Here is a 14,263-nt window from a genome sequence, read left to right as displayed (position 1 = left end):
AATTTAGTTTGAATTTCAAAAACAAAATTAGTCGCGATAGGGATCGTCGATGTTTAAATCAGCAAGTAACTGTTTTTCTAACGATTCCATCTCTAATGCTTCTTCGCTATCTATATGGTCATAGCCCATTAAATGCAAGCAGCCATGTACTACCATATGCGCAAAATGGTCATGAAATGCCTTTTCTTGCTCGATAGATTCTTGTAACACAACTTCAGGGCAAATAATTAAGTCACCAATTAACGGCAGCTCAATACCTGGTGGTGCTTCAAACGGAAAGCTCAGCACGTTTGTTGGCTTATCTTTACCGCGATATTCGTGGTTAAGTTGTTGACTTTCGTTTGCGTCACTAATGCGAATGGTTAATTCGGCGTTGGGCTTTAAATTTGCCAGCGCTTTATTTGCCCAAAGTTCAAATTGCTCGAATGATGGCAAGTTGTCACATTCATGGGCGATTTGTAAATCCAGTTCTATCATGTTGCGTCTGACTCATTTTGCGCGTTAGCTTTATCAAGCTCTTGCTGCTTTTTCTTTTCGATTTTCTTTAAGCGTTCAACTTCATCGTGTTTTTCGTACGCTTCAACAACCGCTGCAACAACAGGGTGACGCACAACATCGTGTGACTTAAAGAAGTTAAAGCTAATCGCTTCTACATCGCTTAATACTTCAATGGCGTGACGAAGCCCTGAGCGTGCACCGCGCGGTAAATCGACCTGCGTAATGTCGCCAGTAATCACTGCTTTTGAGTTAAAACCAATACGCGTTAAGAACATTTTCATTTGTTCAACGGTAGTGTTTTGGCTTTCATCTAAAATAATAAAGGCGTCGTTTAAGGTGCGACCACGCATGTAGGCAAGCGGGGCAACTTCAATCACATTCTTTTCAATTAAACGCTCAACTCGCTCAAAGCCTAACATTTCAAAAAGTGCATCATAAAGTGGGCGTAGGTATGGGTCGACTTTTTGACTTAAATCACCCGGTAAAAAGCCCAGTTTTTCACCAGCTTCTACCGCAGGACGAGTAAGCAAAATACGGCGAATTTCTTGACGTTCAAGAGCGTCTACTGCCGCAGCCACCGCCAAATAGGTTTTACCTGTACCTGCAGGACCAATACCAAAGGCAATATCATGCAACAATACGTTTTTAATATAGGTTGCTTGATTTGGGTTACGAGGCTTTACAACGCCGCGACGGGTTTTGATAACAAGTTCGTCACGATATAAGTCATCGTCTTGCTCGAGTACCGTGGTTTCTTGAATCGTTAAATGCACCAAATCAGGTTCGATATCTTTGCTGATACCTTTAACCGGTTGTGTTTCGATGTAGAGATTTTTAATAATCTCAGTTGCTGCAATTACATTATGTGCGTTGCCGGTGATTTTAAAGTGGTTTTCACGATGGGCGATTTCCACACCAAGTCGACGTTCGATTTGTTTTATATTTTCGTCGAATGGACCACAAAGAGATGCTAGACGTTTATTGTCTGAGGGTTCGAGGTAAGTTTCTAACGTTTTTAACTGGTTACTCAAAATGGGTTCCTTGATTGGTGTGGCCTCAGCCACACCAAATTAACATTTAGGGTGTAAATGTTGCTACACCCAGCTCATTCGCTTCTTGGCTTTGTGCTTTACCTAAAATATCGCTTGGCGCTACGTCTTTACGTAGGTCCATTTCAGCTTCAGTGCGAATTAACTCACCACGCAGTGAATTTGGTAAGGCTTCGGTAATTTTTACATCAACAAACTGACCAATTACGGAATGCGGGCCTTCGAAGTTAACTACGCGGTTGTTCTCAGTACGACCACGAAGTTCCATTGGATTCTTTTTCGATGGGCCTTCAACTAAAATACGTTGCTCAGTAGCAAACATTTTACGGCTGATATCTTGCGCCATTTGCGTAATACGGTTTTGTAAAATGTATAAACGCTCTTTCTTTTCAGATTCTGGTACATCATCAGGTAAATCAGCGGCTGGCGTACCAGGGCGTGCACTGTAGATAAAGCTAAAGCTCATATCAAAACCAATATCATTGATAAGGTTCATCGTCGCTTCAAAATCTGCTTTCGACTCGCCTGGGAAACCAATAATAAAGTCAGAGCTCATACTTAGGTTAGGGCGGATCTTACGTAACTTACGAATGGTTGATTTGTATTCAAGCGCCGTATGACCGCGCTTCATTAATGCAAGAACTCGGTCAGAGCCACTTTGTACAGGTAAGTGTAAGTGGTCAACAAGCTCTGGCACATCAGCATAGGCTTCAATGATATCAGGTGTGAATTCTACTGGGTGTGATGTGGTATAACGAATACGGTCGATACCATCAATTGCCGCTACATAGCGCAGTAAATCTGAGAAATAACAAATTTCACCATCGTGCGTTTCACCACGATATGCATTTACGTTTTGACCTAGTAGGTTTACTTCACGTACGCCTTGCTCGGCTAGTTGTGCAACTTCAAGTAATACGTCATCAAGTGGGCGGCTTACTTCTTCACCACGCGTGTATGGTACAACGCAGAACGTACAGTACTTAGAACAACCTTCCATAATCGATACGAACGCGCTTGGGCCTTCAGCTTTTGGCTCAGGCAAACGGTCGAACTTTTCGATTTCAGGGAATGAAATATCAATTACAGAGCCGCTTTCTTCTTGCACTTGTTTGATCATTTCAGGAAGACGGTGCAATGTTTGTGGACCAAAAACAATGTCTACGAAAGGTGCACGTTGGCGAATTGTGTCGCCTTCTTGTGATGCTACGCAACCACCTACACCAATCACAAGATCAGGGTTGTCATCTTTTAACAGTTTCCAACGGCCCAACTGGTGAAATACTTTTTCTTGTGCTTTTTCACGAATCGAACACGTATTTAGAAGAATAACATCTGCATTTTCTGCTTCTTCAGTTAATTCATAACCATTGCTAGCATCTAATAGGTCTGCCATTTTTTGCGAGTCGTACTCGTTCATTTGACAGCCCCATGTTTTGATATGCAGCTTTTTACCCATGTTTTCGTGCCTCAACAAATTACTTACAGCTTAAAGGACGCGTATTTTATCCTTAAGCGTAGGTGGATTCAAATATGTTTGCAAAATCATCAGTGCTTATTTAGAAAAACAATTTATGAGTTAAATTTAACGCGATTTTTCTTAAAAAATATGAATCAAAATCAAACTTTTGTTAGAGGCTTACGTTAGAATAGTCGGCATATCAATCTGAAGGATTATGTCTTATGAGTTTATCTATTTGTATTGTTGGCGGCGGCATGGTGGGCGCAGCGGCCGCAGTGGCGCTTGCAAAACAAGGTCACACCATAACGTTAGTGGAAAATAAACCAATAGATGCCGTAAAAACACTCGAAGATGAACAAATTGATATTCGCGTGTCTGCACTTAATCTTTTCTCTGAAAATCTGTTGCAAGACTTAGGCGCATGGCAATATGTTAAGGCCGCGCGCAACGTGCAATATAATCGTTTAAGTGTACAAGATCACCACCAAGCACCTTTGGTATTTTCCAATGAGGAAATTGGCGAGACTCATCTTGGACACATTATTGAAAATAGCATTATTCAGGCGAGTATCTGGCGTGCGTTTGCTGACTTAGCGATTTCAGTAAAAAGTGATTTAGGCCCGTTAGAGGGAATACTCGAACATAGTAACACCGTGAGTGTGTGTTTTTCATCACAGAAAATAGACGCTGATTTAGTGATTGTTGCTGACGGTGCACGCTCTAAAACACGAGAGCTGTTGGGGATTGGCACCACCGGTTGGCAATACCAACAAGCATGCATGGGTGTGTTAATAGAGCTAGATGCACCAGAGCAAGACATTACATGGCAAGAGTTCCAACCAACGGGTCCTGTTGCATTTTTGCCGATGCAGGCACCTTATGCGAATTTAATTTGGTATAACCATGAAGATACACTAAATAAGCTCGTGACTGGCAGTAAAGCGTCACTTAAAAGCGCGATTTTGACGCATTACCCTGAGTTACCGGGGGATTTTGAGATTCTAAATACAGCGGTGTTCCCGTTAACACGTCAACATGCAAACAATTACAGCAAAGGACGATGTGTATTAGTCGGCGATGCAGCACATGCAATTAACCCGCTTGCAGGGCAGGGCGTAAATCTAGGTTTTAAAGATGTGGCACAATTAGCTAGCAGTTTATCAAAAGAAGCTGATGTATTGAGTGCGTTAAAAGATTATGAGAAAAAACGACGCTTACCTAATCTTGCTATGATGAGCATGATGGATGCGTGTTATTTTGCATTTTCTAATGAATTAACACCGTTAAAGTTACTGCGACAAGGCGCTATTGCTGGACTCAATAAAGTCAGTCCGATAAAAAGTCAGATGCTAAAATACGCAGTAGGCCATTATTTATAATGGCCTTTTTTATGCTTTTTGTTTTTAAGGCTCGATGAGTCCTCTAGAGACACTAGCAAGTCAATTCTCTTTCGACGAAATCTAATTAAACGTTTTAGTTACACTTAGCTTGGCGTATTATTTGTTACGCTCTCAAGAGTAACATTCGTTATGGTTATGAACATCTCCCTAACCACGCTGAAAACACTATTTGACTGAATACCGTTAGATTTTCGCTTGCGATAAAATGCCTGTTTAGATAAGCCCCGCTTACCCCAAATTTCATTCATCTAACGCTACGTATGATCATAATCTCAAAAGAATAGGTATTTTGCATAACGTTTTTAATTTAATTAAAACCGAGTCGTTATGGGGTGGAAGTAAATGTTGATTGTTAAGACTAGACAGTTAACAGAATAGCGTTAGCTTTTGATAACAGAGATAACAGAGATAACAGAGATAACAGAGATAACAGAGATAACAGAGATAACAGAGATAACAGAGGAGGTATAATTGAAAAATGGTGCGGAAGGAGAGACTTGAACTCTCACATCCGAAGATACTGGAACCTAAATCCAGCGCGTCTACCAATTCCGCCACTCCCGCACATGGGTATTTTTCAACAGTTAAACTGTTTTGGTAGTCATGTTTAAAAACATGGTGGCTACGCCCTGATTTGAACAGGGGACCCCATCATTATGAGTGATGTGCTCTAACCAGCTGAGCTACGTAGCCAATGGCTGGAGTACCAGGATTTGAACCTGGGAATGGCGGGATCAAAACCCGCTGCCTTACCGCTTGGCGATACTCCAACGAATACTCTTTCGAGTAAGTGATTAGTTTAGTTCTTATCGAGAACATGGTGCGGAAGGAGAGACTTGAACTCTCACATCCGAAGATACTGGAACCTAAATCCAGCGCGTCTACCAATTCCGCCACTCCCGCATATTGCTTAAGTATATTTGGAACTAAATCCAGCGTCTATTTCAAAACATCTGCCAATTCCATCACTTTCGCATAGGGTATCTCTAAGAAGAGTTGGCTGGAGTACCAGGATTTGAACCTGGGAATGGCGGGATCAAAACCCGCTGCCTTACCGCTTGGCGATACTCCAACGATTACTCTTTCGAGAAAGCGATTAGTTTAGTTCTTATCGAGAACATGGTGCGGAAGGAGAGACTTGAACTCTCACATCCTAAGATACTGGAACCTAAATCCAGCGCGTCTACCAATTCCGCCACTCCCGCACAGGGTATCTCTAGAAGAGATGGCTGGAGTACCAGGATTTGAACCTGGGAATGGCGGGATCAAAACCCGCTGCCTTACCGCTTGGCGATACTCCAGCAATGGTAGTAGATAGTTTTAGTTCCTATCAGAACATGGTGCGGAAGGAGAGACTTGAACTCTCACATCCGAAGATACTGGAACCTAAATCCAGCGCGTCTACCAATTCCGCCACTCCCGCATATTGCTCGAGTATTATTGGAACCTAAATCCAGCGTTTAATTCAAAACGTTGGGTAATCCCGCAACTTTCGCATACTTAAACAAAACTATGGTAGCATGTTTTAAAACATGGTGGCTACGCCCTGATTTGAACAGGGGACCCCATCATTATGAGTGATGTGCTCTAACCAGCTGAGCTACGTAGCCATGTTTTGTTCGTTGTCATCATCGCTGATGCGGGGCGTATTATGCTGATTACCCCCAAATCCGTCAACACCTTTTTTTCAAAAAAATGAATATTCCGAGTTGTTTGCGTTTTTTTTATTCGAACTGAACAAAAAACCGCAAAACAGAAGGTTGTTTAAGTTAAATATTATACAAAGCGTACTGTTGGAATTTAAATATTTAAAAGTCTTCATTCATTTTTACTTGTGGATGCTGTGTATTTTATTGTGTTAAGAAGTGAAAATAGCAACGCTAAGAAATATTGCTAGATTAACTTTTAAGCATATCTAAATATCAAAGTGGCATTATTTTCAAGCGTAAGGTTGCCAGTGATTGCAAATCTGGATAACGAATGTCTTTATAGCATTGTTATCGCGCAATTTTACTATAGGTTTATCTGTAATAGAGGCGCACTTTTGCTTCACGAAAATGAGCCTTACATTGAGCAAAACCCTTGATTGCAGTAAAAACCGGTTTTCTAAGTTGAGGTGCTTTACTATTTTGAGTACACACCTGAAATTGAGTTGCACAAATTAAGCTGGATTTGTGAAATGGATAAATTGGGATTTGCTTCAGATAAGCACGCTTAGTTGATGGGTGAATATTTGAATTTAGTATTAAAGCTGTCTTGCCGCCCTAGCATGGGCCAGTAGAAAGAAAAAAGGCCCGCAGATGCGAGCCTTTTTAAACACTATTTTCTTATACGTTAAATAAGAAGTTCATTACATCGCCATCTTTAACAATGTAATCTTTACCTTCTTGACGCATTTTACCTGCTTCTTTAGCACCTGATTCGCCTTTGAACTCAATGTAGTCATCAAAGCCGATAGTTTGAGCACGAATAAAGCCGCGTTCAAAGTCAGTGTGGATTTTACCTGCAGCTTGCGGCGCCGTTGCACCGACAGGAATAGTCCATGCACGTACTTCTTTAACACCAGCAGTGAAGTAGGTTTGTAAGTTAAGTAATTCGTAGCCCGCGCGAATTACACGGTTTAAACCTGGCTCTTCTAAGCCTAAGTCATCCATAAACTCTTTTTTGTCTTCGTCGTCTAATTCTGATAACTCAGCTTCGATTTCAGCACATACAGGTACAACTACCGCATTTTCTTGTGCTGCAATCTCACGCACTTTATCTAAGAATGGGTTGTTTTCAAAACCATCGTCATTTACGTTGGCTATGTACATTGTCGGCTTAATAGTTAAGAAGTTGATGTACTGGATTGCTGCTTTTTCTTCTTTTTCGAGCTCTAATGAACGAAGTGTAAGGCCTTCATCAAGGTGCGCTTTCACTTTTTCAAGCACAACGAGTTCGAATTTCGCGTCTTTGTCGCCGCCTTTTGCTTTTTTAGCGTTACGTTGCACTGCACGATCAGCTGCTTCCATATCAGCAAGTACTAATTCAGTGTTGATAACGTCAATATCGTCTGCAGGGTCAATTTGACCTGCAACGTGTACAATGTTTTCATTTTCAAAACAACGTACAACGTGACCAATTGCATCAGTCTCGCGAATATTTGCAAGGAATTGGTTACCTAAACCTTCACCTTTTGACGCACCTTTTACAAGACCTGCAATATCAACAAATTCCATTGTTGTTGCTAGTACTTTTTGTGGATTTACGATAGCAGCTAGTTGATCTAGGCGTGCATCTGGAACCGCAACAACGCCTGTATTTGGTTCGATGGTACAAAATGGAAAGTTTGCAGCTTCGATACCAGCCTGCGTAAGTGCATTAAATAGTGTTGATTTACCTACATTTGGTAGACCAACGATGCCACATTTAAAACCCATAATAATAAACCTTAAACTAAGTTAAACCAGTCTTAAGCGACTGGTTTAAATGTATGTAATCTGTTTTGTGCTTTTAACACACCGTCTTTTGCTAGTATTTCCATGCAGCGAACTGCCTCATCCACCACATCATCAATTAAAGCTTGATCTGCGGCAGGTGCTTTTCCTAGTACCCAGCCAGTGACTTTGTCTTTATGACCTGGGTGACCAATACCAATTCGCAAACGCATAAATTCTTTTTGGTTTGCCATTTTACTAATGATGTCTTTTAGTCCGTTATGGCCGCCGTGTCCACCGCCTTTTTTAATTTTGGCAATACCAGGCTCAAGGTCCATTTCATCGTGTGCGACTAAAATATTTTCGACAGGAATTTTGTAAAAATTGGCTAAACTACTGACCGCTTTACCACTTAAGTTCATAAAAGTAGTGGGGATCAATAATTTGAATTCTTGATTTTGGATAATCACTTTGCCAACTAGGCCGTGATGTTTAGAATCGTGTTTGAGAATGCAGTTGTAACGTTTGGCAAGTTCTTCGATGAACCATGCACCAGCATTATGACGGGTTTTTGCGTATTCGGGGCCTGGATTAGCCAGGCCCACAAGCATTTGAATATTATTCAAGGTGCTAACACCTTAATAATTATTCTGCAGCTTCTTCTGAAGCTTCTTCAGAAGCAGCGCCTTTAGGAGCGTTTAAAGTCACAACTGCTTGGTCGTGATCTGCACCTTTAGCAAGCTCAACTGAAACAACGCCAGCTGGAAGAGCGATATCAGAAAGGTGTACAGTTGCACCAACTTCGATAGCAGCTACGTCAACTTCGATGAACTCAGGAAGTTGTGCTGGAAGACATGTAACGTCGATTTCTGTTACGTGGTGAGCAACAGTGTTACCGCCTTTAGTTGCAGCTTCTTCGTTAAGGAAGTGTACAGGAACCTTAGTGTGGATCTTGTGAGCAGCGTCAACGCGTTGGAAATCTAAGTGCATAACTTTAGGCTTGAACGGGTGACGTTGGATATCTTTAAGGATAGCTTCAACTTTTTCACCGCCAATGTTTAAAGTAAGGATGTGGCTGTAGAAACCTTCATCTTCTTGCGCTTTGATCACTTTGTTGTGAGCTAAAGTAAGAGATACAGCTTCTTTTTCTGCACCGTAAAGAACAGCAGGAACTTTGTCAGCACGGCGTAGGCGGCGGCTCGCACCAGTACCTAAGTCAGAACGTACTTCTGCATCTAATGTGTATAATTCGTTAGACATGAATGTCTCCAATATTTTAATTAAAGTATGTTGAAAGCTTCGCGACCAAAGCTCTCACCTAAAAAAGGCGCGCTATAGTAACACTGCAACCTAATAAAAGAAACCATTATTGTACTTTTAAAAAGCGAAGGGTGAAATGCTGGTTTCATGATTGCAAAACCTAATGGCATAATTAGATTAACTCGATAATCAAAGCAAGTATCACGTGGCCTATCAATTAAGACCTTATCAGCAAGAAGCGGTTGAAAAAACCTTAGCTCACTTTCGCAAAAGCAATCACTCAGCGGTTATTGTATTACCCACAGGGTCAGGGAAGAGTTTAGTAATTGCCGAACTCGCGCGTCTTGCACGTAAAAAAATATTGGTGGTGACACATGTTAAAGAGCTTGTGGAGCAAAACCATGAAAAATATGAAAGTTTTGGCTTAAAAGCGAGCATTTATTCGGCAGGGCTTAAACAAAAGTCGCTCGCACACCAGGTTACCTTTGCCAGCGTTCAGTCACTTGGGCAAAACCTTGATGCACTAAATGACGAGTATTCATTGGTGATTATCGATGAATGCCACCGCGTCTCTGGCGATGATAATTCACAATATCAAAAGTTGATTAGCCATATAAAAGGGAAGAACTCTGAGTTAAAAGTGCTGGGTTTAACCGCCACACCTTATCGTTTAGGACTTGGTTTTATTTATCGCTTTCATTACCACGGCTTTGTAAGGGGAGATGAAAATGCCCCGTTTGAACATTGCATTTATGAACTGCCATTAAGGTATATGATTAAGCATCAATACCTTACGCCACCAAAATTAATCAACGCCGCAATCACGCACTATGACTTTGATTCACTCAGTAAAGATGCGTTTGGGCGTTTTAGCGAACGTGATCTCAACCAACTGCTGCAAGAAAATCAGCGTGCAACTAAAGCGATTATTAATCAGGTGCTTGAGCTATCTGACTCATGTCAGGGGGTGATGATTTTTGCTTCAACCATTCAACACGCACAAGAGATCATTGAATATTTACCAAAAACGCAAAGTGCGCTGGTGATTGGTGATACCCATAACGCTGAACGCGATGCAATTATTCGCCGATTTAAAGCAAAAGACATTAAATATTTGGTGAATGTATCAGTGCTCACTACAGGATTTGATGCACCGCATGTGGATTTTATCGCTATTTTAAGGCCAACCGAGTCGGTTAGCTTGTATCAACAAATTGTGGGGCGGGGTTTACGCCTTGCTGAAGGTAAAACCGAATGCTTGGTCATTGATTATGCCGCTAATGGCTTTGATTTATTTCACCCCGAGGTAGGCAGCGTTAAGCCTAATAGCGACAGTGAACCTGTGCAGGTGCTGTGCCCCGGTTGTGGTTTTGCTAACACCTTTTGGGGTAAAACCGATAGGGATGGCAAAGTCATAGAGCATTTTGGTCGTCGTTGTCAGGGGATCTTAGAAGACGAGGGGTATAGCGAGCAGTGTGATTTTCGCTTTCGCTATAAAGAATGTGAGCAGTGTGGCGCACAAAATGATATTGCCGCGAGGCAGTGTCATCAGTGCCATCAACCTATTGTTGATCCTGATGATAAGTTACGTGATGCGCTTAATTTAAAAAATGCATTGGTATTGCGCGTCAGTGGCATGCAGTTAGAAGCACATAATCAGCGACTGAAAGTGACTTATCATGATGAAGATGGAGCAGACGTGAGCGAATACTTTAGCTTATCGTCAGACAAAGCGTCGTTTTATTTTAAACGGCAGTTTTTGCGCGTGGGTGTTACCAGTAAAATTGATTTTTCTAACCCTAACTCAGTCGTTACTCATCAATCATTGCTAAAGGTGCCGGACTTTGTGGTTGCAAAACGAGACAAAGGTAAACATAAAGTGGTAGAGCGAATTTTTGACTACCAAGGGCAATTTAGAAAAGCTCATGAGTTAAGATAAAAAATTTATATAAAACAAACAATAAGTATTTGGCGCTTGTTCAAAAATAGAACTAAACTCTAAGAAAAAAACAGGCAGGGACGATGTTTTCAAGTACTAGAATTACCTTTCGCGTAACGCTCGCGTTTATTTGTTTATTAATCGCTGTAATTACTGCATGCGTTGCTATTGGCTTACAATACTACTTTTCTAAACAAATTACGGTAAGCGCCAGTCAGCAGTTTGCTGAACAAGTAGCCAAGCAAGTTGAGTTATCAGTATCAAAAATGGATGATACTGCGAAAAATACCGCATCATTACTCGCTAAATATTCATCGTTAATTGAAGGTCATACGCTTGTTGGCAAAGCAGACCAAATTCTCACCGATTTACTTATTGACCATAATGATTTTTACGCTATTTACTATGGGTTTGATAATGGCGATTTTTATGAGTTGATTAATCTTGAGACTAACCAAAAAGTCCGGAAGCAGCTCGATGCCGCAATGGAAGATCGGTTTGTTAAAATACATATTTATACCGATGGCGAGCAAAGAGTTAGAAAAACTGAGTACCTTAACGATAAATTGCAGGTAAGACACAGCAAAATTGAAGACAGTGATTACGATGCAAGTAGCAGGCATTGGTTTATTAACGCCAATACAAAACGTGTTGTAAAATCCCCACCTTATCTATTTCATCATTTACAGGCTTCTGGCCAAACCTATTCGAAGATTGTTCATGGCACCAACCATGTTGTGGCCGTTGACTTAACATTGCAAACAATCGCTAAGCAGCTTAATGGCAGCTTTGAGCATAATCGCAACTCAGACAGTATAGAAGCGTATATTTATGATAGTCAGGGTGAGTTACTGCTCAGCAATTTAAATGGCAAAGATAACGCAGCGCTTAATGTTGAGCCGTTAACGCTTTCTAGCGAGCAGCAAGCATTAGTAAAGGAAATTGGCTCTCTTAGTGTAAGTAATGAAATAAATTGGGCGCCGGTCGACTTTTCCATTTCAGGTATGCCGAAAGGGTATACACCAACATTAATCTCTTTACTCGGGCAAAAACTTAACTTAGAGATTAATTTTATCAATGGTTATACGTGGTCTGAGTTAGTTTCTTTGTATCAAAACGGCAAAATTGATGTGTTGCAGCCAGTGCATCAAACATTGAGTAATAAACAATGGGGCGTATACTCTAAACCTTTGCTTAATTTGCCACTGACACTCGCAACCTTACCCGAAAACAATACAATTTCATCTCTTTCTGATCTTAATAATAAACGATTAGCCATTCCTGAAGGCTGGTCACTGGTTGCAGCAATAAAGCACAGTTACCCAGAAATCACCGTTGTTGAAGTAGCCGACTTACAAATGGCATTGTTAGCAGTTAAAAATGGCACAGTAGATGCCGCAATTGATAGTCAGTTGATACTAGCTTATACGGCGAAGATGTTTTTTATTGACGGGCTGCAATTTCATACAAATATTGATGCGAGCTTATTAAGTTTTGATACACACCTTCGTATGGTGGCAAAAGACAACAAAATTATTGAACTGCTAAACTTTGCACTTGAAAATATAACGCAACAGGAACTTGCTTATTTATCTGAGCAGTGGCTAACGTTTGATCGAAGCGCAAAGGCCGTGGATGCCTCAACGGTTGTGCCTTATAAGCAACTAATTACGCTGTCAAAAGACAATGCTAACCACAATCGCTTACAAGTTATCGAAATTGAAAATACCGACTATTTACTTTTTATCGCACCTACAACGCTTGGTACAGAAGAACAAAATTACTTAGCCTTGCTGATCCCCACTAAGCTCGCGTATTCAGAGGGGCTAAGCTATGTCACTAAATCAATAATAGTGACAACCATTATTTTGTGTTTGTTAATGCCGTTAACCTATTTTGTTGCGAGTCCCATTGTCGCTGCAATGCGCCGTTTAAGCGCTGAGAATACAAAAATAAAACAACGAAAATATAACGCAATCGACGTTGAGCATAGCTTTATTAAAGAAATTGACGATGTGTTTGAGTCGCTCAATCAAATGGCCGAATCTATCCAAGAACATGAAGCAAAACAAGCAGAATTGCTCGATTCTTTTGTAAAATTAATAGCGCAAGCAATCGATGATAAATCACCTTACACAGCCGGCCACTGCAACCGTGTACCAGAACTAGGCCTTATGCTTGTGGATCATGCGAGTGATTGCGACGAACCTCATTTTAAAGCATTTAAACTGGATACCGATGATAAAAAACGAGAGTTCAAATTAGCTGCATGGTTACATGATTGCGGCAAAATAATTACGCCAGAGCACATTGTTGATAAAGGTACTAAGTTAGAGTGTATTTATAACCGTATTCACGAGATAAGAATGCGCTTTGAAGTCTTATTACGCGATGCAGAAATTAGTTTTTATAAGCAGTTGCAGCAACAGCCAGAGTGCGAAAGCGAATTACAACTTGAGCTAAATGCTACTCAGCAGGCGCTTTATGAAGAGTACGAATTTGTTGCCAAAATTAACCAAGGTGGCGAATTTATGGAAGAAGACAAAATAATGCGCTTAGAAGAAATAGCAAAACGTACATGGCTGCGCCATTTTAGTGATAAAAAAGGATTATCACCGCTTGAAGAGTTAAAAAATGATCAACCTGATGAAGTATTGCCGATAACCGAGCAATTATTAGCTGATAAAGAAGATCACATCATCAAACGAGAGCAGGCGGTTGAGTATGCGCCTCATTTAGGTATCAATATTGAAGTGCCTGAGTATAAAGCGAATTTAGGCGAGTTGTATAACCTTAAAATTGGTCGTGGCACACTGACTGCGGAAGATCGTTTTATTATTAACGAGCACATTATCGGCACAATTAAAATGCTTGATTCACTGCCTTTCCCATGTGAATTATCGAATGTGCCACGTTATGCCTCAACTCACCATGAAACACTCAAAGGAACGGGGTATCCACGCAAGTTAACAGGGGATGATTTATCAATTCCCGAGCGTATTTTGGTACTTGCAGATATATTTGAAGCACTTACCGCATCAGATAGACCTTATAAAAAGGCAAAACCCCTTAGTGTGGCGATTGATATTTTGCATAAAATGTCACTCGATCAGCATGTTGATATTGAAGTGTTTAAGCTCTTTTTACGCTCTGGCGTGTATAAGCAATATGCACAAAAGTACATGCCAAAAGAACAAATTGATGAGATTGATTTAACTAAATACTTATAGCCTATGATA

The 14,263-nt window shown here is 40.8% G+C and carries 9 protein-coding genes and 9 tRNA genes; 3 read left to right on the top strand and 15 right to left on the bottom strand.

All coding sequences use genetic code 11. From position 1 onward, the window contains the following. Window positions 1-27: 27 nt before the first annotated feature. The 3 genes from ybeY to miaB are packed head-to-tail and all read right to left on the bottom strand — an operon-like array spanning window position 28 to window position 3,006. Window positions 28-477, bottom strand: coding sequence for an rRNA maturation RNase YbeY (gene ybeY / locus AC2IOM_RS12970; protein ID WP_486358597.1), 450 nt, complete (start codon window positions 475-477; stop codon window positions 28-30). Then, on the bottom strand, window positions 474-1,529 hold the full coding sequence (locus AC2IOM_RS12965) for a PhoH family protein (protein WP_105171599.1): 1,056 nt from the start codon (window positions 1,527-1,529) through the stop codon (window positions 474-476). The genes ybeY and AC2IOM_RS12965 overlap by 4 nt, the downstream gene beginning before the upstream one ends. Window positions 1,530-1,575: 46 nt before the next feature. Then, the gene (gene miaB, locus AC2IOM_RS12960) at window positions 1,576-3,006 is read right to left on the bottom strand and encodes a tRNA (N6-isopentenyl adenosine(37)-C2)-methylthiotransferase MiaB (protein WP_010560397.1); all 1,431 of its coding nucleotides are present in this window, start codon (window positions 3,004-3,006) and stop codon (window positions 1,576-1,578) included. Window positions 3,007-3,230: 224 nt separating this feature from the next. Here miaB and AC2IOM_RS12955 point away from each other — a divergent pair, with 224 nt between their 5' ends. Further along, entirely contained in the window at window positions 3,231-4,388 is a 1,158-nt protein-coding gene (locus tag AC2IOM_RS12955) for an FAD-dependent oxidoreductase (RefSeq protein WP_486358596.1), read from the top strand. A 500-nt stretch (window positions 4,389-4,888) separates the two neighbouring features. Here AC2IOM_RS12955 and AC2IOM_RS12950 read toward each other — a convergent pair. The 12 genes from AC2IOM_RS12950 to AC2IOM_RS12895 form a co-directional block, all read right to left on the bottom strand. Next, window positions 4,889-4,973: transfer RNA gene (locus AC2IOM_RS12950), tRNA-Leu, on the bottom strand. Between the two features lie 52 nt (window positions 4,974-5,025). Next, window positions 5,026-5,102, bottom strand: a tRNA-Met gene (locus tag AC2IOM_RS12945). A 2-nt stretch (window positions 5,103-5,104) separates the two neighbouring features. Then, window positions 5,105-5,179: transfer RNA gene (locus AC2IOM_RS12940), tRNA-Gln, on the bottom strand. Between the two features lie 48 nt (window positions 5,180-5,227). After that, window positions 5,228-5,312, bottom strand: a tRNA-Leu gene (locus AC2IOM_RS12935). A 94-nt stretch (window positions 5,313-5,406) separates the two neighbouring features. Continuing rightward, window positions 5,407-5,481: transfer RNA gene (locus AC2IOM_RS12930), tRNA-Gln, on the bottom strand. A gap of 48 nt (window positions 5,482-5,529) precedes the next feature. Next, window positions 5,530-5,614, bottom strand: a tRNA-Leu gene (locus AC2IOM_RS12925). A gap of 21 nt (window positions 5,615-5,635) precedes the next feature. Beyond that, window positions 5,636-5,710: transfer RNA gene (locus AC2IOM_RS12920), tRNA-Gln, on the bottom strand. A 37-nt stretch (window positions 5,711-5,747) separates the two neighbouring features. Next, window positions 5,748-5,832: transfer RNA gene (locus tag AC2IOM_RS12915), tRNA-Leu, on the bottom strand. A 110-nt stretch (window positions 5,833-5,942) separates the two neighbouring features. Beyond that, window positions 5,943-6,019 (bottom strand) — tRNA-Met (locus tag AC2IOM_RS12910). A gap of 717 nt (window positions 6,020-6,736) precedes the next feature. After that, window positions 6,737-7,828, bottom strand: coding sequence for a redox-regulated ATPase YchF (gene ychF, locus AC2IOM_RS12905; RefSeq protein WP_010560395.1), 1,092 nt, complete (start codon window positions 7,826-7,828; stop codon window positions 6,737-6,739). Between the two features lie 32 nt (window positions 7,829-7,860). After that, entirely contained in the window at window positions 7,861-8,451 is a 591-nt protein-coding gene (pth, locus tag AC2IOM_RS12900; protein ID WP_010560394.1) for an aminoacyl-tRNA hydrolase, read from the bottom strand. Between the two features lie 19 nt (window positions 8,452-8,470). Next, window positions 8,471-9,085 carry a 50S ribosomal protein L25/general stress protein Ctc gene (locus tag AC2IOM_RS12895; protein WP_100913146.1) on the bottom strand — a complete coding sequence of 205 codons (615 nt, stop codon included), beginning with the start codon at window positions 9,083-9,085 and terminating at the stop codon, window positions 8,471-8,473. Between the two features lie 205 nt (window positions 9,086-9,290). On the opposite strand from AC2IOM_RS12895, the gene radD reads away from it, so the two are divergent. Together radD and AC2IOM_RS12885 are read left to right on the top strand one after the other, a co-directional pair. Continuing rightward, window positions 9,291-11,024, top strand: a complete 1,734-nt coding sequence (gene radD, locus AC2IOM_RS12890) for a DNA repair helicase RadD (protein ID WP_486358595.1) — start codon at window positions 9,291-9,293, stop codon at window positions 11,022-11,024. A gap of 83 nt (window positions 11,025-11,107) precedes the next feature. Beyond that, a complete protein-coding gene (locus AC2IOM_RS12885) occupies window positions 11,108-14,254 on the top strand; it encodes an HD domain-containing phosphohydrolase (protein WP_486358594.1) in 3,147 nt (1,048 codons plus the stop codon). The last annotated feature ends 9 nt before the right edge of the window (window positions 14,255-14,263 follow it).

The organism is Pseudoalteromonas sp. NS-SX12 (genome assembly GCF_057367955.1).
The sequence above is the reverse complement of the archived record's forward strand: the minus strand, read 5'-3'. Positions and strand labels throughout refer to the sequence as shown.